The organism is Pseudoalteromonas sp. M58 (assembly GCF_042604605.1).
GTDB lineage: Bacteria > Pseudomonadota > Gammaproteobacteria > Enterobacterales > Alteromonadaceae > Pseudoalteromonas > Pseudoalteromonas tetraodonis.
The window spans coordinates 888,263-906,243 of record NZ_CP152390.1 but is presented as its reverse complement, the minus strand read 5'-3'; the positions used below and the strand labels follow the sequence as shown (position 1 = coordinate 906,243).

Here is a 17,981-nt window from a genome sequence, read left to right as displayed (position 1 = left end):
TTAGCCTTCCTTCTCGATCGTAGTTAAGCAATCGCGTAGGGCTGCGCCGTACTCGTATTTGCCAGGACAAACGAAGGTGCATAACGCTAAATCTTCTTCATCTAATTCAAGCGCACCTAATGAAATTGCACTGTCTAAATCACGAGACAATAAGTCACGTAATAAGAGCGTTGGCAAAATATCAAGTGGCATAACACGCTCATAGCTTCCAAGTGGAACCATGGCACGTTTTGAACCGCCCGTAGACGTTGTCATTTTAAATAAACGACTCGGTGTAAGGTGAGACAAGAATGTACGCGTTACAGAGAATTTATCACTACCTGGTGCAATCCAGCCAAAAAATTCTTTTTCGCGACCTTCAAGTAATACAGATACTTGAACATGGTAACGACCTAAAAATGCATGAACGCCAGACGACGTAGCACCTGCAAGTACAGAACCAGAAATAACACGGTTATCACCGTCTTCTAATTCACCTGCAACTAAGTCATCAAGTGAAGCACCTAATTGTGTTTTCACTAAACGAGGATTCTTAACACGCGGACCTGCAAGCGAAATCACACGGTCTGTGTAAATTTCACCAGTAAGGAAAAGGTGACCATACGCAATAACGTCTTGGTAACCAATGTGCCAAACTTGCTTACTAGCAGATACTGGGTCAAGGTGATGGATATGAGTGCCAACAAGGCCAGCCGGATGCACGCCACCAAACTCATGTACTTCTACTTGAGCAATAGGTGAACTAGGAACTTGACTACCTGCTTGCTTACAAACAAATACTTTGCCATCGGTTAAACGTGACACAACAGCCAAACCTGCTTCAAACGCTTTCGCATTTTCAGCAATAATTACTGCAGGATCTGCAGCAAGTGGATTGGTATCGATAGCTGTCACAAAAATAGAGCTCGGATTTGCATCCAACGCCGCCACTTTACTAAATGGACGAGCACGAAGTGCTACCCATTGACCCGATTGAACTAGTACTTCTTTAGCTTTTTCACGGTCTAAGCTGTTAAGCTCAATTTCCGAGAAAGAACCAAAGGTGATTTGCTCACTGCCGTTTACTTCAATAACAACAGATTGCAGAACACGTTTAGCACCGCGATTAATTTCTTTTACTGTACCAGAAGCTGGTGCAGTAAATAATACGCCTGGGTTCTTTTTATCTTCAAAAAGTACCTGGCCTTTTTTGACTTGGTCATCCACACGAACATGCATGGTTGGACGCATACCGATAAACTCTTCACCTAGCACAGCTACACGTTTGACGGCAGAACCATCATGAATAACTTGCTGAGGTGCGCCCTCTAAGGGTAAATCCAGACCTTTTTTTATATTGATCATACGCACTTGCACTACATTAACGGAAAGAAACTGAAAAATCGTACTAACCACGCCGCTATTTGTATTATTGCAAGTTATATAAAATGACTCGCTATAAATACCAAACAAGCAGCGCAGTAAAACTCCTCACATATTGCTTTGATTTTAACATTATTGTGGCTGACTATGCGAGTGTATTTATGAAAATTATACGAGAGAAACGTTTATTTAGTTTTGTAATTAACAATTAATAAAATACAAGCTAGACCAAAGTGGTAAATTAGCCAACAATTAGCAAATATTTTTTCAAATCAAAGCTAAAAACAAAAAAGCCGCACAAGGCGACTTTTTCAAAAATGCGCTATCAGCGACAAGTTAGTCAATCATATTGGCAATAGGTGCAACAGGATTTACATCTTGTTCATAATCAACCGCGTCAATACCAAAACCAAACAAGCGTAAAAATTCATTATGGTAACCAATATAATCGGTTAACTCATCAATTGAGTTTGTATCTACACTATCCCAAATGGCTTGAACGCGAGATTGAACGTCATCTTCCAGTTCTTTATAGTTTTGGAATAAATGCCCGCCCTCGTCAAAGCGAGGTGAATCACCGTATAAGTTCTCACTAAATAGCGCATGAATTTGCTCAATTGTGCCCTCGTAAGTGCCATCAGCCTTCATCACTTTAAATAAGGCAGAAATATAAAGTGGCATGATTGGAATTGCAGAGCTTGCTTGAGTAACAACCGCATTAAGCGATGAAACGTAGGCTTCACCATTTAAATCTTGGGTAGCAGCTTTAATAGCAGCAGTGGCACGGTCTAAATCTTCTTTGGCTTTTCCAATTGTTGCATGACCGTAAATTGGCCACGTTAGTTCTTTACCAATATAAGTGTAAGCCGTGGTTTTAAAGTTATCTGCTAATACATCCGCTTCTTTAAGAGCGTCAATCCACATTTCCCAATCTTCGCCACCCATTACTTTAATAGTGTTGTCGATATCGTCTTGGTTTGCCGCTTCAACGGTTACCTCATCAATTTCACGCTTTGACGTATTTAAGTTTTTAGTGGTTACCGCATTACCAATTGGCTTAAGCGTTGAAGAAAACACTTCGCCGGTATTTGGATCAGTACGACGAGGTGACGCTAAGCTGTAAATAATACAGTCAACTTTACCTAATTCAGCTTTAATGGTGTCGATTGTTTTTTGTTTAATTTCGTTAGAAAACGCATCACCATTAATATTTTTTGACCATAAACCTTCAGCTTCAGCGGCTGCTTGAAACGCCGCCGTATTATACCAACCCGCAGAACCTGTTTTACGCTCAGTGCCTTCTTTTTCAAAGAAAACACCTAATGTTTTAGCGCCACCGCCAAATGCAGCGGTAATGCGAGACGCTAGGCCATAACCTGTAGACGCACCAATAACTAATACATTTTTAGGTGCATTTTTTAATGCCCCTTGCTGCTTAACATAATTAATTTGTTCTTGTACATGCTCTGCACAGCCTACTGGGTGTGCATTGGTGCAGATAAATCCGCGAATTTTAGGCTTAATGACCATTGATCATCCTATATCTTTTACAATAAAAATTAGCGCTAGTTTAAAGGCTAAAACAAAAAAAACTGATCTGATCAGTTACTCACTGCTCAAACCAATCCACTATTACCTGTTATCCAACTTTTGAGCCGCCCATGCAATTAGGTGACTGCGGCGCTTCGCCGTCGTGCTCTGTAAATTCGTCAGGGGTATAAGTGTGCATCGCAAGCGCATGAATATGATTTGCCAGCTCATCTTTTAAAATTTCATTAATTTCACGATGACGCTGCAATAATCGCTTACCAGCAAATTCCTCACTGACTACAATCACTTTAAAGTGTGATTCAGTCCCAGCACTGTGCATATGGCTTTCGTTGATCACATTTAAATGCTTGCACGCAATCGCATCGGCTAGCTTGTTACGTATTTGTTCTTGCATTGACATAAAAACCATCCTCAAAATTCAGTTATGTACTTACTATAACAACTGCAGCTATACCATGGCTAATGCTATTTAACTGAAACTATTATTAATATAGCGAAACGTTAAACTTATTCGAGGGTGTTTAAGCGTAGTTTGTTTTGGTAACGCATGTTGGTAATTTTGTTGGCTTTGGCCGCTCATTATTAAACAGCTACCACTTTGTAATTTAATGTTAGTAATGCTGTTACTTACTTTGTGTTTAAGTTTAAATAATCGCTCTGCGCCAAGCGATACACAGGCTATGGTAGGCTCAGGCCCTAGCTGCGTCTCATCATCGCTATGCCAGCCCATGCTATCGTGGCCATCACGATAATAATTAACCAAAATTGAATTAAACGGTTGCTGTAGGTGATTTTCTAATCGTGTTCGCATAGCAAGTAATACGTCTGGCCAAGGCTCTAAATCGAGTTTATGCCCGGAATAGCCGTACTCAAGATTCTCTTCGCTGATAAAACATTGCAGCCTTGGTATTGGCCCCGTTTTGCCAAACACCGTTATATTTGGTTGTTGCCAATTTAAGTTTTGCTGCAAATAATAAAATAAATCGAGGCTTTTTTGCGCACTAAGCACCCTACTTTGATAAGAAAAGCCATTTGGTAACAGTTGGGGGTTGGCGTTTGGCGGTTGCATGTTAGAATTTACCTATCATTTGATTACCGATCATTAAACTATTATGACTACGCAAGCTACGCTCGGCGATAACACCTTTACTCTTGAACGCTTTCCTTTGGATCAAAAAAACCGCAGCTTACAAGCGTGGGATTCAGCAGACGAATACCTCATTGACTATGTTAATGAACACTACCCTGATTGTCGCTCGTTACTGATCTTAAACGACAGCTTTGGTGCACTTAGCTGTTACTTTAGCAAGCAACAATTAACAGTTTGTTCAGTAAACGACTCATATATTAGCCATCAGGCGGCGGCTTATAACTTAGCGCAAAACAAAATTGCAACAACTGCGTTTAGCCAGCTTGATAGTTTATCGGCTTTGCCCGAACAAGTAGACCTAGTGTTGGTAAAAGTACCACGCACATTGGCTTTTTTACAGTATCAGCTATCTGAATTAAGCGAAGTACTGGCGCCCGGTACACCGGTTATTGGCGCAGCAAAAACTAAAGACGTGCATAACTCTACGATTAAAGCATTTGAAGATTTTATTGGTGAGACGAAAACAAGCCTCGCAGTAAAAAAATCACGCTTAATTATTAGCCAAGCCGCTGGCGGTTATAAAGGTGCAGATTTCCCAGTGAGCTGGCCGCTCGAAGGCACTGATTTTACAATAAGCAATCATGCTAATGTGTTTTCACGTGATTCACTTGATATTGGTGCGCGATTCTTTTTTAATTATTTGCCACAAACAAATAAAGCCAAAAGTATTATTGATTTAGGCTGTGGCAATGGCGTAGTTGGTTTAATGACATTAGCGCGCTGTCCTAATGCTCATATTAGTTTTGTTGATGAGTCATATATGGCGGTTGAATCAGCTCGACTCAACATTGAGCTCAACATGGAAGACAAGTTTGAACAATGTACCTTTATAGAGAATGATTGTTTAACTGACTTTGAACGTGAAAGCGCTGATATTGTATTGTGTAATCCGCCATTTCACCAAGCACAAGCGGTTACCGACCACATAGCATGGCAAATGTTCAAGCAAGCAAAAGACACATTAAAAGAAGGTGGCGAGCTGCGTATTATTGGTAACCGCCATCTAGATTACCACGACAAACTAAACCGTATGTTTGGTAACTGTACTTTATTAGGCTCTAATAAAAAGTTTGTGGTACTTAGCGCAACTAAAAATAGTGGGACGTTATAAATGAAACTCTTAAAAGCATTATTGAGCTGTTGTACATTAGTGGTTTTTTCGGGATGTGCCAATCAGCCTAATCAGCTTATTCTTAACCCTGTGTATAAAAGTGGTCAAATAAGCTCAATAAACAGCAGCTTAAACACCAGCGTGATTGATTTACGTGGTGACAGTGCAACCTTAAAGCTGATTGAATCGAGCAAAACCAAAACCATTGCCAGTACGGGTATTACTGAATCGGTTAAAAGTGCGCTAGACAGTGCGCTGAGTCGCAATGGCGCCAGCATTTCTAATTTAGCGCAATTGCGTTTTGAGTTAGATATTCACACGCTGCAAGCGGTAGTTACAGAAACGCTAATGAGCCATACCAGTGAAGCCAAGATTGAATTTGAAGTGCGGGTGATTCGCCCGACCAGTAATTTTAGTAAACGCTACAGCGGTAATGCTAATTTATCTGGCCCGCTTGGTCACGATAGGGCAAAAGTTGAAGGTCAGCTCAATAAGTTGACTGAGCAGTTAATTACCCGCATTGTATCTGACCCAGAATTAATTGCATTTTTAGAAGGTTAACAATGAAGCAACTTTTTTTAATCTGCGTAAGCTTATTATTTAGCGTTAGTAGCTTAGCGGCTCAAGAGGGTCGTTTTGTGCAAAAAGATAACATTTTTCCTCGGGTAGAAATTGTGACATCGTTGGGCAGCATTGTGGTTGAATTAGACCGCTCAAGAGCTCCTATTACGGTCAATAATTTTTTAACGTACGTGTCGGATAAAAGCTATCAAGGCAGTGTGTTTCATCGTGTAGAACGCGACGTAGAAAATGATCGTGACTTTGTAATTCAAGGCGGTGGTTATGATAAAGATTACGATGGTCTACATGAAAACGACCCTATTTTTAATGAAAGCGGTAACGGCTTAACAAACGATATGTATAGCATTGCGATGGCTTATCAAGACCGTGAACCACACTCAGGAACGCGTCAGTTCTTTTTTAATATGGATGATAACGATCATTTAAACCCTGGCCGTGATTGGGGATTTGCAGTGTTTGGCAGTGTGATGGAAGGCTATGAAACACTCGATAAAATCATGGCTGTAAAAACCGGATTTAATGACAAAATTGGCTACAACTTTGTACCCGAAAAACCGGTCGTTATATTAAATATTAAGGTGCTTGAGCAAGTTCCTTTATAACTTTTTTAATAAGAGCAGCCTTAACTGCTCTTTGTATAAGCCAATGAGCCCCTATGAATAGCACACTTTCTGTTAGCGAATACTTTTCTTATTTTAAAGATAAACGTTTGATTAATGTTTTTATATTTGGAATGAGCAGTGGCTTTCCGTGGGTATTAATTGGCTCAGTAATGTCGGCATGGCTTAAAGATGAAGGTTTGAGCCGCAGCATGATTGGCCTATTTGGCATTGTGTTTGGTGCCTACAGCATCAACTTTTTATGGTCACCTTTAATCGACCGCACTAAACTGCCCTTTTTATATAATTGGCTTGGTCAGCGCCGTAGTTGGATACTGTTTTGCCAAAGCTTTATTTTGCTTGGCACATTGCTACTTGCAGGACTTGATTTGAAAGCAAACCTAGCGGCTGCCGCCGCACTTTGCTTGTTAATCGCCATAGCCTCTGCCACGCAAGATATTGCAATAGATGCCTTTCGAATAGACACCCTTAGTGAAAATGAATCTCACAAAGCCACCGCGGCTGCTGCAATGGCCACCTCAGGTTGGTGGACTGGCTATGCTTTATTAGGAGCTGTGCCTTTTTACATGGCTGATATGCCAAATATTGACTGGCCACAGGTGTATTATTTTTTATCCGCGATTATGCTGTTATTAATTAGCTGTGTATTTTGGGCTAAAGAGCCACAATCAAATCGCGAAGCCGTACATGCCGAACTAGAACGTGTTTATCTTGAAAAACTCGCCGCAACTAAACAAACACCACTGACAAAAACGCTCGCATGGCTAGGCGTTACCGTGGTTGATCCGTTTAAAACCTTTTTTGCTAAAAATGGCGTTAAAACCGCGTTGGCGCTGCTGGCGTTTATTTTCTTATTTAAGATTGGTGAAGCATTTTTAGCGCGGATGTCGATTGTATTTTATAAAGAAGTTGGCTTTAGTAATACGCAAATAGCAAATTACTCAAAACTCGGCACGGGATTAATCACCATTGTATTTGCCTTTTTGGGCAGTATTTTTAACCATAAATATGGCATTGTGAAAGGCTTATTTATTAGTGGCGTAGCCATGGCAGCATCTAACTTAATGTTTTCTTGGATAGCCTTAGCTGGTCCACAAGAGCACTTATATGCAATGGCAATTGTAGTTGATGGCTTTACCCAAGCTTGGTCTTTAGTGGCAATGGTTGCCTTTATATCTATGTTGTGTGACAGAGCATTTAGCGCCACCCATTATGCGCTATTGGCATCATTGGGTAATTTAGGGCGTACGTTATTATCGAGTTACAGTGGCGTGGTTATTGATGATTGGCTAATGGGAAATTGGTCATTGTTCTTTGTATTAACTGCACTTATGGTTTTACCCTCATTAGTGTTTTTATTTCTAATTAGGCACAAACTATATTCACTAGAGCAAAATTATCATAAAAATACCTAATGCATCCCTGCACTAGTATTGGCTGTAGACGCTAATTTAACTTTACGATTACAGCCAAAAAGAAAGCGTTAGTCAGCTTTAATTAAGCTTAATGCTTCATACGGGTCGACTTCTAATGCATTACAGTAGCGAACAAACTCAATTACATCTAAACGACGTTCCTGATTTTCAATTTTGCCAATAAAAGAATGTGGCGTACCCAAGATTTGCGCTAAGCTGCGCATGGTGTAGCCTTTTTCATGGCGTTTAGTTTTAAGCCACTTTGTTAATTTTGCATTTTCTTCCGAAGATACGGTTTTACCCATCATATACAACTCCTACTCGTTGTTTAAATATACATATAGCTAAGCGCTTAAAATCGCCAACACTGTAAACCTACAACCACTCACTAAAGCGCAGTGTAAACGCTTACAATTCAACCAATAAAAACGCTCAAATATGTATTAACACTTTATTATTGTGAAAAATGAAACCTTGCCCGTTTCACTCTTGGATACATTATATACCATTCACCGTTGATCTGAATGATTAATTAGTAATTATGCGATTAAAGTTTAACAACAAATATTTACTAACTCTGAATAAGGTTAAATATTTTATAACTTTTTTGTTTCATTTAAATATAAGCCGTTTATTATTAACTTATTATTTGCTTAAAAAGGCTAAATCATGTTTAGACTACTTTTTTTACTGCCTATTATTTTATGCTTGGGCTGGTACTTTTTTTTGCGCCATTATGCAATTCCAATCAAACAGGGTAAAAAAGGCTTTATCTATATTTTAGCTTTCTCTGCATTCGTACTTGGTTTTTTTGTGTTAATAATGCAAATAACAGAATACAGACCAACTGAGTTATGATTTTAAACACATAAAAAAACCGCTAATTAAGCGGTTTTTTTTCAAATAACGGTATCTTTACACGCTAAAACTAGCGCCACAGCCACACGTTGTTGTGGCATTAGGGTTAGAGACAAAAAAGCGTGCCCCTTCTAACCCTTCGGTGTAGTCTACTTCACCGTCAACTAAATACTGGATACTCATTGGGTCAATGACTAAGGTAACCCCGTTTTTAACAATTTCTAAATCGCCAGGATTCGCTTTTTCATCAAAAGTAAAACCGTATTGAAAACCTGAACAACCACCGCCTGTGACATAAACACGCAGTTTTAGATCTGGGTTTTCTTCTTCGTCGATTAACTGTTTAACACGCACAGCGGCTGCGTCGCTAAACTTAATGGGTAATTCTTCAGACATTTTATAACCCTCAATACCTTTATACTAATGCACCAGATTATCTAATACCTGAGTGTTTTAATCAAGTATAGTAAGCTCGCGTTTATAAGCTTTAATTAAAACAATGCGCGTTTAATCTATTCTGTGAATCAATATACTATAAATTTAATTTAAATTAATCGGTTGTTAAAAATCTCAAGGACTTCCCTAGACTATTTTGATAAACTTGACGCCTAAAAATGCTACGGGGAAATAAAGCATGTGGCTTGAGCGACTGAGACGTCGATTAGCAAAACCAAAAACATCCGTACAATTATGCTTATTGGGCGTAAGTGCCGGATTAATTGCTGCATTTTTCATTATACTGTTTCGCCTAACCATTTTATTTTTTCAAAGCTTATTTTTAGAAACCCCTGACGACTTTACTACTCTCCCTACCCTAGAACGGGTATTAATGCCTTTGATTGCTGCACTTCTGATAGCCACATTTGCGGCTTTTACCGGCTTTAAACATTACCGCTTGGGTATCCCTTTTGTAATACACAGAATAAAACGTCATTACGGGCAAATGCCACTTTATAATACGGTTAACCAGTTTGTAGGCGGCGCGCTGGCACTGATCAGCGGTTTTTCTGTTGGCCGCGAAGGCCCCTCAGTTCATATGGGAGCAGCGGGGGCAAGCATATTAGCAAATAAACTACACTTACCCCACAACGCTATGCGTACCCTCAGTGGTTGTGGTGTTGCCGCGGGCATTGCTGCATCGTTCAACACCCCCCTGGCTGCGGTTATTTTTGTAATGGAAGTGGTGCTCAGAGAATACAAAGTGCATATTTTTGTGCCGATTATGCTTGCAGCCGTTACCGGCGCATTAGCAACACAGTTTGTATTTGGTGAAGGCTCAGAACTTGCGCTAATAACCATTGCCCCTTTAAGTGGGTGGCACTACCCCTATTTAATTTTATGCGGCATGGGATTAGGCGCGGTGGCTTATGCTTTTAATCAGAATTTAATGTTAATTATTAAAACCTTTAAACCACTTAGTATGTTTCCACGTTTAATGATTGCAGGGTGTATTGCCAGCTTAATTGCCTATGCAGTTCCACAAGCAATGGGCTCGGGTATGAGCGCTATCACTATTGCGGTTGAGTCACCTGAAAATATTCAACTACTCACCACTATTTTAATTGCTAAGTTATTAGCCACCTTATTTGCTATTGGCTTAGGTATTCCTGGTGGGTTGATAGGTCCGGTTATTGGGCTGGGCGTTTTAACCGGTACTTTAATGGCATTTTTTGCTCAATTTATTAGCCCCGGCACCGATATAGCCGGCACTTACGGGGTGCTGGGCATGGCAGGATTATTAGCGGCCACACTACACTCCCCCTTAGCGGCACTGACCACTGTGATGGAGCTGACCTCGTCACCGGAAATTATTGTGCCTGCGATGATCGTCATTACTACCGCCTACGTTACAGCTTTACAGGTATTTGGTAACCGCTCTATATTTTTACAGCAATTAGACTTTCAAGGGCTTCCCTATCATGTCTCTCCCGCCACTGAAGCCTTACAGAAAGTAGGAGTGATGGATGACATGGATGAAGACTTTAAGCTGCTCTACTCCGACGATAAAGAGCAAATAAAAAACAGTCTAGATGCCATGGACAGTCAAACACCATTAATTGTATTTGATGAAGAAAATGGTTATCGCCTAGCTGAATATGACTTAAGTTTAATGTCTGATCAGGCGGTCAATATAAAATACATTAGCTTACAAGGTATTAGCAGCCAAGCCACCCTTGCAGATGCATTTGAAATTTTGAATGATAAACGAAGTGGTGCACTTTATGTATATAACTTATTAGATAATCAACAAATTATGGGATTACTAAGGTGGGATCAAATCCACCATATTTTAACCATACGTAACAGTTTACTTTAACAATAATGAGAACAATATGAGCGCATTATTAATCTACAAAACCTTGCACGTATTTTTTATGATTGCTTGGTTTGCCGGTATTTTTTACCTACCTCGACTTTTTGTTTATCACGCTATGAGTGAAGAAAAATCGTGTAACTCAATGCTAAAAGTAATGGAACGTCGGCTACTTTATTTTGTTACACCCTTTGCGGTGCTTACCGCAGTATTTGGCGTATTGACTATTGTTGAATACGGCCGAGAATGGTTTCGTTACAGCATGTGGCTGCATTACAAACTCGTGCTGGTGATTATTTTATATATTTATCATGGCTACTGTTTCAAATTGTTAGCTGATTTTAAACACGATAGAAATACCAAAAGCGATCGGTTTTATCGCATTTTCAACGAGCTACCTGTTTTAGCGCTACTCGTTATTGTCGCTTTGGCGATTATTAAGCCAAGCTTTTAGCAAAGGCTTATAAATTACGCTGCCAAGTCGCATACTAAGTTTGTATAATACGCGCGATTGCGTGCTCCTTTGTGGATTATCGCGCCTTTTTGAATAACTAGGAATAACCCCATGTTCAGTTTCCAAGGTGAAAATATACTCTCTGTTAATCAACTCGACCGAGACTGTATTGAACGCATATTTGCTGTGGCAAAAAAAATGGAGCCATACGCTAAAAAACAAAAGCGGACCAACGTGCTTGAAGGCGCTATTTTAGCAAATCTGTTTTTTGAACCCAGTACACGTACTCGTGTTAGTTTTGGCACTGCGTTTAACTTACTCGGTGGACTAGTTCGTGAAACCACCGGCATGCAAAGCTCTGCGCTTGCTAAGGGCGAATCACTCTATGATACCGCACGTGTTATTTCAGCTTATGCTGATGCAGTTGCTATGCGCCATCCTGACTCAGGCTCGGTAGCTGAATTTGCAACAGGTTGCAACGTACCAGTAATAAACGGTGGTGATGGACCCAATGAGCACCCTACCCAAGCACTGCTTGATTTATTAACTATTGAGCGTGAACTTAACCGCTTCGATCAAAATATCGATGGTATGCATATTGCGCTAGTCGGCGATTTAAAATATGGCCGTACTGTTCACTCACTCTCTAAGTTACTGTGCCATTACAAAGACATTAAGTTTTCGATGGTTGCCCCTAATGGCTTGCAAATGCCTGACTCAATTTTATCTGCGGTTGAAAATGCCGGTCATAAAATTGAACTGGTAGATAAAATGGAAGGTAACTTAGCAGCCGATATCGTTTATCAAACACGAATCCAAGAAGAGCGTTTTCCATCACAAGAAGAAGCTAATAAGTATCGTGGTGGATTTAGAATTAGCCAGTCTATTTATAATACTCATTGCAAACCTAATTCAGTATTAATGCACCCGCTTCCTCGCGATAGTCGCCTAGAGGCAAACGAACTTGATAACGACTTAAATGCTAACGACAATCTAGCGATATTCCGCCAAGTACAAAATGGCGTACTCATTCGTATGGCACTGTTTGCTTTAACCCTCGGCGTAGAAAACAAAGTCGAGCAGTATGAAGTAAGCGTTCCTTGGTTTAGCCGCAAACGTGACAGCTAAGCTTTAATTTTAAAGTGATAAAACAATAGGATTTTTCATGACAATTAGCCAAGACTTATTTAAACGAGCTCAAGACTCTATTCCTGGTGGAGTAAATTCGCCAGTGCGTGCATTTAATGGTGTAGGTGGTACTCCGCTGTTTATTACTAAAGCACAGGGCGCGTTTACATTTGATGCTGATGGCAACCGTTACATCGATTATGTAGGCTCTTGGGGTCCAATGATTATGGGCCACAATCACCCTGAAATTAAACAAGCAGTGCATGACGCGGTAGAAAATGGTTTAAGCTACGGAGCGCCTACTGAAGCTGAAATTTTAATGGCTGAAAAAGTAAAAGAGCTAGTACCATCAATCGAAAAAGTACGCATGGTAAGCTCTGGTACTGAAGCAACAATGAGTGCAATTCGTTTAGCCCGTGGTTTTACTGGTCGTGACAAAATCTTAAAATTTGAAGGGTGTTACCACGGCCATGCAGACTCATTACTAGTAAAAGCCGGCTCTGGCGCATTAACTATGGGTGTACCTAACTCTCCAGGTATTCCTGAAGATTTAGCTAAGCACACACTCACCGTTTCGTTTAACAATATTGAAGAAGTGAAAGCGATTTTTGCCAAGTACGCCGATGAAATCGCGTGTATTATTGTTGAACCAGTTGCCGGTAACATGAACTGTATTCCACCAGTACCCGGCTTTTTAGAAGGACTGCGTGAAGTATGTGATCAATACCAATCCGTGCTTATTTTTGATGAAGTAATGACAGGTTTTCGTGTCGCCCTTGGTGGCGCTCAAGCGTATTACAACATCAAACCAGACTTAACCTGTTTAGGTAAAGTAATTGGTGGTGGCATGCCAGTAGGCGCGTTTGGTGGTAAAACAGAAATCATGGATTACATAGCTCCTGTAGGCCCTGTTTATCAAGCGGGTACACTTTCAGGTAACCCTATTGCGATGGCAGCAGGCTTAAAATCACTTGAACTACTAAGCGCTCCTGGCGTGCATGATAAGTTAGAAGCCATTAGTAAAGCGATTTGTGAAGGCTTTGAAGCCGCAGCTAAAAAAGCAGGTATTGCCTTAACGACTAACTACGCTGGCGGTATGTATGGCTTTTTCTTCACCGATGCAGAAAAAGTAACTACTTACAAACAAGCCACTGAATGTGATTTAGAGCGCTTTAAAAAGTTCTTCCACTTAATGCTTGAAGAAGGGGTTTATTTAGCGCCTTCAGCGTTTGAAGCTGGTTTTGTGTGTGCTGCGCACACAGAGCAAGAAGTTCAAGCAACGATTGAAGCAGCAGAGCGCGCTTTTGCTAAGCTATAACGTTTAGTTTTTAAAAACGCTTACCCATAAAAAAAGCCCTTTCGGGCTTTTTTTGTTTTTACTATTTAACGAATACATTCTGGTCTTGGTTTAAACTCACTGGCTCTAAGTGGCAGTTGAATCACTTTGCCACAGCCCGGTGGTGCTTGCTTCCCAGTTTGCTCGTTTACAAATGCCCACCTAATTGAAGGCGGACGGGTATCGGCAATTGCTTGCGGGTTTAGCGGTTTTAAATAACGAATATAGGTTTCAAGCGCGCCAACACTGCCGGTTAAGCCGGTGCTTTTATTATCGTCACGGCCTATCCATGCAACCGTCACTGTATTTTGATCAAATCCAGCAAACCAGCTGTCGCGTAATTCATTACTGGTGCCTGTTTTACCTGCCAACTGGATTGACGGAAAATGTAAGTTTAAGCGCTTAGCGGTGCCATCTTTAGTTACTCGCTTCATAGCATATTTGGTCATGTACATGGCATCTTTATCAAAGTGTTGCTCGTTAATTACTTTGTGCTTATAAAGTACTTTACCAACAGAATCGGTTAACGCAGAAATAGACGTCAGTTCTCTGTATTCACCGTCTGCTGCAATCGTGGTATAAAGCTGTGCCACTTCAAAGCTCGACATTTCAATAGCCCCTAATAATAACGATGGGTATTCATTAATATAGCCTTTAGCTCCTAATCCCCTGAGCGTGTTAGCCACTTTATCGACGCCTACATCAAGCCCTAAGTTAACTGCCGGTATATTAATACTATGGCTAAATGCTTTATAAAGAGGCATGGCACCACGGTATTGATGATCAAAGTTTTCTGGCTGCCATACGTTACCCTCCTCGTTGGTGACTTGAACAGGCGAGTCATCAAGTAACGTCGCTAAGTTATAATGAGGAAGCTGCAGTGCACTTAAATACACTGCAGGTTTAACTAATGAGCCAATATTTCGTTTGGTATCGAGCACGCGGTTAAATCCTGAGTAGCGTACATCACGTCCAGCGACTAACGCTGATACACCGGCTTTTTCAACATTAACGGAGATCATCGCCGCTTCTAACTCTTTGGTATTTGGACGTCTTTCTAAATAAGGTAAACTGGCCTGAATCGACTCTTCCATCGCGGTTTGTTTTTGTAAATCAAAGTAGGTAAATACACGCACACCCGCATCCAATACGTCTTGATCGGGTAGTAGCTGTTTAAGCTCGCGATTAACCAACTCTAAGTAACCTGGATAAGACTTTTGCAAGCTGGCTTTCATTGGTGCAATATCAATTGCGCGCTTTAACGAGGCTCTATACTCTTTAGTAGAAATAAGTTTGTTATCGACCATTAAACGCAGCACTAGGTCACGACGCTCCATCGCACGTTCTTTGTAACGTCTAGGATTGTAATAAGATGGGCCTTTAACCATAGCCACCAGCAAGGCAATTTGGTCGTACTCGAGTTCATCAACAGGTTTGGCAAAGTAAAACTCGGCGGCCAGCCCCATTCCATGTACCCCTTGGTTGTATGACTGACCTAAGTACACTTCGTTTAAATAGGCTTCGAGAATCTGATCTTTTGAGTAACGGTAATCAAGAATAAGCGCAATAAAGGCTTCATTAATTTTACGCACTAACGAACGCTCACGGGTAAGGTAAATATTTTTAGCCAGCTGCTGGGTTAATGTGCTCCCCCCTTGCACGGTGCGCCCTGCGCGAATATTGGTATACAAAGCGCGTAAAATTGAAAATACCGATACACCGTGATGATCATAAAAATCGCGGTCTTCAACTACTAATAAGGTATTTTTAAGCATGTCAGGAAATTTATCTAATGGTACAAACTCTCTATCTTGTTTTGAGTCATTACCAATACGGGCTATTTGTACAGGCTCTAATCTGGCAGTGTTTAAGCGACGGCCAAACTTATCTTTAATACTGGCTACCTTCTCTCCAGAGAAACGCAACTCAATAACATGAGCGCTCTCTAAACCATCATAAAATTCAAAGTCACGACGAAAAATCTTAATACTATTGGCTGTTTTAATATACTGCCCAGTCCGGCTTAAGCGATTAACCGCCGTGTAGTTTAAGCGCTTAAGCTCCCATAATACTTCTTGCTCTGATAAAAACTGGCCTGGAAAAAACGTCATTGAGCGAGCATACACTTGTGCCGGAAGTTGCCATTTATTACCTTCAAACTGGCGAGTTATTTTTGCATCAAGGTAAATAAAATAAAGTGCAATGGCGATAAACGTCGCCAGACTCAGTTTCCAAAAAATAGAAAACAACGTTTTAAAAAGTGGCCGTTTTGCGGTGCTTGAAGTTTTTTTAGTCGCACTCTTTCGCGCCGATGATTTAGATGTCTTTGTAGCGCGCTTAGTCGAGGGTTTACTGGTCGATGTTTTCTTTTTTTCAGCCATTTAAGTGTAATATATTCCGAAGGTTAATTTAACGCGAGGAGCTTATCACATTACTCTAGCACCTGAAAAATTAACCTCCCCTGAAATCAAAAAAGCCCTAACAGAGTAGGGCTTTGATTGAACACACAATACTTTTAATTAATTACTTCTAACTGATACAAACTCTGGATAAGCATCAATACCACAATCGTGTTGATCCATACCGTTTAACTCTTCTTCTTCGGTAACACGAATACCCATGGTTTGCTTGAGGATTGCCCATACAATGAATGAAGCAATAAACACAAAACCAATAATACATAGTAGGCCAATCAACTGATTAACAATGCTGGCCTCAGCATTAGTAACAGGTACTAGCACGATACCTAGGATGCCACACACACCATGAACAGAAATAGCACCCACGGGATCATCTATCTTCGCTTTGTCCAGTGCGACAATACTAAGTATCACTAATGAGCCACCTAGTAAGCCAAATAAACACGCCATTAGTGGTGATGGTGATAATGGGTCTGCAGTAATAACCACTAAGCCTGCAAGTGCACCATTAAGTACCATGGTTAAATCGGCTTTGCCCCATAAAAGTTTACATAAGAACAAGGCTGAAATTGCCCCCATAGCTGCAGCAGCATTGGTATTAAGTAATATTTGACCTACCGCTGTTGCGTTTTCTTTATCTGAAATTAATAACTGTGATCCGCCGTTAAAGCCAAACCAACCCATCCATAAAATAAACGTACCCAATGTAGCAAGTGGCAAGTTTGAACCTGGAATTGGGTAAATTTCACCATTTTTACCATATTTACCTTTACGTGCACCCAGTAGTATTACACCCGCAAGCGCTGCAGCCGCACCAGTTGCATGTACAATTGCAGAGCCTGCAAAATCAACAAAGCCTAATTCAGATAAGAAGCCGCCGCCCCATGTCCAGTAACCTTCAATTGGGTAAATTAATCCTGTTAGTACTACAGTAAACACTAAGAAAGCCCATAACTTCATGCGCTCCGCTACGGCGCCAGATACAATAGACATGGCCGTTGCAACAAACACTACTTGGAAGAAAAAGTCAGATTCTAGTGAATGATTAGCGTCTGCCGCTTGGCTACCTATTAGGCCACCAAACGAAGGAATAACGCCGCCTTCAACATTATCTACGTACATAATGTTGTAGCCTATCAACAAAAACATAGTGCACGCGATAGAATAAAGCGCGATATTTTTAGTTAGAATTTCTGTGGTATTTTTAGAGCGCACTAAACCCGCTTCTAACATTGCAAAACCGGCTGCCATCCACATGACTAAGATGCCAGACATTAAAAAGTAAAACGTATCGAGCGAAAACTTCAGCTCTATAATTGTATTTTCCATGTTGCCCCCTTAAATTGCATCATCATCAAGCTCGCCAGTACGAATACGGACGATTTGGTCTAGGTCGTAAACAAAAATTTTGCCGTCACCAATTTTGCCCGTTCCAGCGACTTTGGTAATGGTTTCTACAACGCGTTGGCAATTTTCACTACGAGTAGCAATTTCAAGTTTAATTTTAGGTATAAAGTCAACCTGATATTCAGCACCACGGTATAACTCAGTATGCCCTCTTTGACGTCCAAACCCCTTAACGTCAACCACTGTCATTCCTTCGATGCCTAAATCAGCGAGTGCTTCACGCACATCATCTAGTTTGAATGGCTTTATTATTGCACTGATCATTTTCACAAA

General features: G+C 40.7%; 18 protein-coding genes. 9 read left to right on the top strand and 9 right to left on the bottom strand.

All coding sequences use genetic code 11. The features are described 5' to 3' along the window. The 4 genes from AAGD16_RS04180 to AAGD16_RS04165 form a co-directional block, all read right to left on the bottom strand. The gene (locus AAGD16_RS04180) at nucleotides 1–1,344 is read right to left on the bottom strand and encodes a Na(+)-translocating NADH-quinone reductase subunit A (RefSeq protein WP_377113813.1); all 1,344 of its coding nucleotides are present in this window, start codon (nucleotides 1,342–1,344) and stop codon (nucleotides 1–3) included. A 354-nt stretch (nucleotides 1,345–1,698) separates the two neighbouring features. Continuing rightward, nucleotides 1,699–2,892: an enoyl-ACP reductase FabV gene (gene fabV / locus AAGD16_RS04175; RefSeq protein ID WP_024601887.1), complete on the bottom strand. Its 1,194-nt coding sequence runs from the start codon at nucleotides 2,890–2,892 to the stop codon at nucleotides 1,699–1,701. A 109-nt stretch (nucleotides 2,893–3,001) separates the two neighbouring features. Continuing rightward, entirely contained in the window at nucleotides 3,002–3,313 is a 312-nt protein-coding gene (locus AAGD16_RS04170; protein WP_028835483.1) for a BolA family transcriptional regulator, read from the bottom strand. A 69-nt stretch (nucleotides 3,314–3,382) separates the two neighbouring features. Continuing rightward, complete coding sequence (locus AAGD16_RS04165) at nucleotides 3,383–3,982, bottom strand: alpha-ketoglutarate-dependent dioxygenase AlkB (protein ID WP_024601885.1); 600 nt, start codon at nucleotides 3,980–3,982, stop codon at nucleotides 3,383–3,385. Between the two features lie 43 nt (nucleotides 3,983–4,025). On the opposite strand from AAGD16_RS04165, the gene AAGD16_RS04160 reads away from it, so the two are divergent. From AAGD16_RS04160 to AAGD16_RS04145, 4 genes are read left to right on the top strand one after another with little or no spacing between them, the layout of a single operon-like run. Next, a complete protein-coding gene (locus AAGD16_RS04160; protein ID WP_377113808.1) occupies nucleotides 4,026–5,174 on the top strand; it encodes a methyltransferase in 1,149 nt (382 codons plus the stop codon). Then, on the top strand, nucleotides 5,175–5,735 hold the full coding sequence (locus tag AAGD16_RS04155) for a YajG family lipoprotein (protein ID WP_013464342.1): 561 nt from the start codon (nucleotides 5,175–5,177) through the stop codon (nucleotides 5,733–5,735). It abuts the gene before it with no gap. Nucleotides 5,736–5,737: 2 nt separating this feature from the next. Continuing rightward, entirely contained in the window at nucleotides 5,738–6,358 is a 621-nt protein-coding gene (locus AAGD16_RS04150) for a peptidylprolyl isomerase (RefSeq protein ID WP_013464341.1), read from the top strand. A gap of 53 nt (nucleotides 6,359–6,411) precedes the next feature. Next, a complete protein-coding gene (locus AAGD16_RS04145) occupies nucleotides 6,412–7,791 on the top strand; it encodes an AmpG family muropeptide MFS transporter (RefSeq protein ID WP_058154298.1) in 1,380 nt (459 codons plus the stop codon). 68 nt (nucleotides 7,792–7,859) lie between these two features. Here AAGD16_RS04145 and AAGD16_RS04140 read toward each other — a convergent pair whose 3' ends face one another. Next, nucleotides 7,860–8,099 (bottom strand): helix-turn-helix domain-containing protein, encoded by a 240-nt coding sequence (locus AAGD16_RS04140; RefSeq protein ID WP_008111877.1) that lies wholly within the window; start codon nucleotides 8,097–8,099, stop codon nucleotides 7,860–7,862. A 361-nt stretch (nucleotides 8,100–8,460) separates the two neighbouring features. Between AAGD16_RS04140 and AAGD16_RS04135 the strand changes: the two genes are divergently transcribed. Further along, nucleotides 8,461–8,649: a hypothetical protein gene (locus AAGD16_RS04135; protein ID WP_013464338.1), complete on the top strand. Its 189-nt coding sequence runs from the start codon at nucleotides 8,461–8,463 to the stop codon at nucleotides 8,647–8,649. A 57-nt stretch (nucleotides 8,650–8,706) separates the two neighbouring features. Here the strand turns inward: AAGD16_RS04135 and erpA are convergent, their stop codons facing one another. Continuing rightward, complete coding sequence (erpA, locus tag AAGD16_RS04130) at nucleotides 8,707–9,045, bottom strand: iron-sulfur cluster insertion protein ErpA (protein ID WP_002958911.1); 339 nt, start codon at nucleotides 9,043–9,045, stop codon at nucleotides 8,707–8,709. A 238-nt stretch (nucleotides 9,046–9,283) separates the two neighbouring features. Here erpA and AAGD16_RS04125 point away from each other — a divergent pair, with 238 nt between their 5' ends. The 4 genes from AAGD16_RS04125 to hemL all read left to right on the top strand — a co-directional run bounded on the left by AAGD16_RS04125 (nucleotide 9,284) and on the right by hemL (nucleotide 13,863). After that, nucleotides 9,284–10,966 carry a chloride channel protein gene (locus tag AAGD16_RS04125; protein ID WP_016899367.1) on the top strand — a complete coding sequence of 561 codons (1,683 nt, stop codon included), beginning with the start codon at nucleotides 9,284–9,286 and terminating at the stop codon, nucleotides 10,964–10,966. A 16-nt stretch (nucleotides 10,967–10,982) separates the two neighbouring features. Next, a complete protein-coding gene (locus AAGD16_RS04120; protein ID WP_010391077.1) occupies nucleotides 10,983–11,417 on the top strand; it encodes a CopD family protein in 435 nt (144 codons plus the stop codon). Between the two features lie 111 nt (nucleotides 11,418–11,528). Next, nucleotides 11,529–12,545, top strand: coding sequence for an aspartate carbamoyltransferase (locus tag AAGD16_RS04115; protein ID WP_290190722.1), 1,017 nt, complete (start codon nucleotides 11,529–11,531; stop codon nucleotides 12,543–12,545). Nucleotides 12,546–12,582: 37 nt separating this feature from the next. After that, on the top strand, nucleotides 12,583–13,863 hold the full coding sequence (hemL, locus tag AAGD16_RS04110) for a glutamate-1-semialdehyde 2,1-aminomutase (RefSeq protein WP_024601882.1): 1,281 nt from the start codon (nucleotides 12,583–12,585) through the stop codon (nucleotides 13,861–13,863). A 65-nt stretch (nucleotides 13,864–13,928) separates the two neighbouring features. Here hemL and mrcB read toward each other — a convergent pair whose 3' ends face one another. From mrcB to AAGD16_RS04095, 3 genes are all read right to left on the bottom strand, one after another. Then, nucleotides 13,929–16,262, bottom strand: coding sequence for a penicillin-binding protein 1B (gene mrcB / locus AAGD16_RS04105; RefSeq protein ID WP_058154295.1), 2,334 nt, complete (start codon nucleotides 16,260–16,262; stop codon nucleotides 13,929–13,931). 138 nt (nucleotides 16,263–16,400) lie between these two features. After that, nucleotides 16,401–17,630 carry an ammonium transporter gene (locus tag AAGD16_RS04100; RefSeq protein WP_016899363.1) on the bottom strand — a complete coding sequence of 410 codons (1,230 nt, stop codon included), beginning with the start codon at nucleotides 17,628–17,630 and terminating at the stop codon, nucleotides 16,401–16,403. A 9-nt stretch (nucleotides 17,631–17,639) separates the two neighbouring features. Further along, entirely contained in the window at nucleotides 17,640–17,978 is a 339-nt protein-coding gene (locus tag AAGD16_RS04095) for a P-II family nitrogen regulator (RefSeq protein ID WP_010391070.1), read from the bottom strand. Nucleotides 17,979–17,981: the final 3 nt, after the last annotated feature.

Bases quoted from the DNA above. Each gene is read 5' to 3' on its own strand.
- hemL (WP_024601882.1), top strand. From the start codon at position 12,583: ATGACAATTAGCCAAGACTTATTTAAACGAGCTCAAGACTCTATTCCT.
- fabV (WP_024601887.1), bottom strand. From the start codon at position 2,892: ATGGTCATTAAGCCTAAAATTCGCGGATTTATCTGCACCAATGCACAC.
- AAGD16_RS04125 (WP_016899367.1), top strand. From the start codon at position 9,284: ATGTGGCTTGAGCGACTGAGACGTCGATTAGCAAAACCAAAAACATCC.
- AAGD16_RS04160 (WP_377113808.1), top strand. From the start codon at position 4,026: ATGACTACGCAAGCTACGCTCGGCGATAACACCTTTACTCTTGAACGC.
- AAGD16_RS04100 (WP_016899363.1), bottom strand. From the start codon at position 17,630: ATGGAAAATACAATTATAGAGCTGAAGTTTTCGCTCGATACGTTTTAC.
- AAGD16_RS04170 (WP_028835483.1), bottom strand. From the start codon at position 3,313: ATGTCAATGCAAGAACAAATACGTAACAAGCTAGCCGATGCGATTGCG.
- AAGD16_RS04180 (WP_377113813.1), bottom strand. From the start codon at position 1,344: ATGATCAATATAAAAAAAGGTCTGGATTTACCCTTAGAGGGCGCACCT.
- erpA (WP_002958911.1), bottom strand. From the start codon at position 9,045: ATGTCTGAAGAATTACCCATTAAGTTTAGCGACGCAGCCGCTGTGCGT.
- AAGD16_RS04165 (WP_024601885.1), bottom strand. From the start codon at position 3,982: ATGCAACCGCCAAACGCCAACCCCCAACTGTTACCAAATGGCTTTTCT.
- AAGD16_RS04115 (WP_290190722.1), top strand. From the start codon at position 11,529: ATGTTCAGTTTCCAAGGTGAAAATATACTCTCTGTTAATCAACTCGAC.
- AAGD16_RS04155 (WP_013464342.1), top strand. From the start codon at position 5,175: ATGAAACTCTTAAAAGCATTATTGAGCTGTTGTACATTAGTGGTTTTT.
- mrcB (WP_058154295.1), bottom strand. From the start codon at position 16,262: ATGGCTGAAAAAAAGAAAACATCGACCAGTAAACCCTCGACTAAGCGC.
- AAGD16_RS04150 (WP_013464341.1), top strand. From the start codon at position 5,738: ATGAAGCAACTTTTTTTAATCTGCGTAAGCTTATTATTTAGCGTTAGT.
- AAGD16_RS04120 (WP_010391077.1), top strand. From the start codon at position 10,983: ATGAGCGCATTATTAATCTACAAAACCTTGCACGTATTTTTTATGATT.
- AAGD16_RS04140 (WP_008111877.1), bottom strand. From the start codon at position 8,099: ATGATGGGTAAAACCGTATCTTCGGAAGAAAATGCAAAATTAACAAAG.
- AAGD16_RS04135 (WP_013464338.1), top strand. From the start codon at position 8,461: ATGTTTAGACTACTTTTTTTACTGCCTATTATTTTATGCTTGGGCTGG.
- AAGD16_RS04145 (WP_058154298.1), top strand. From the start codon at position 6,412: ATGAATAGCACACTTTCTGTTAGCGAATACTTTTCTTATTTTAAAGAT.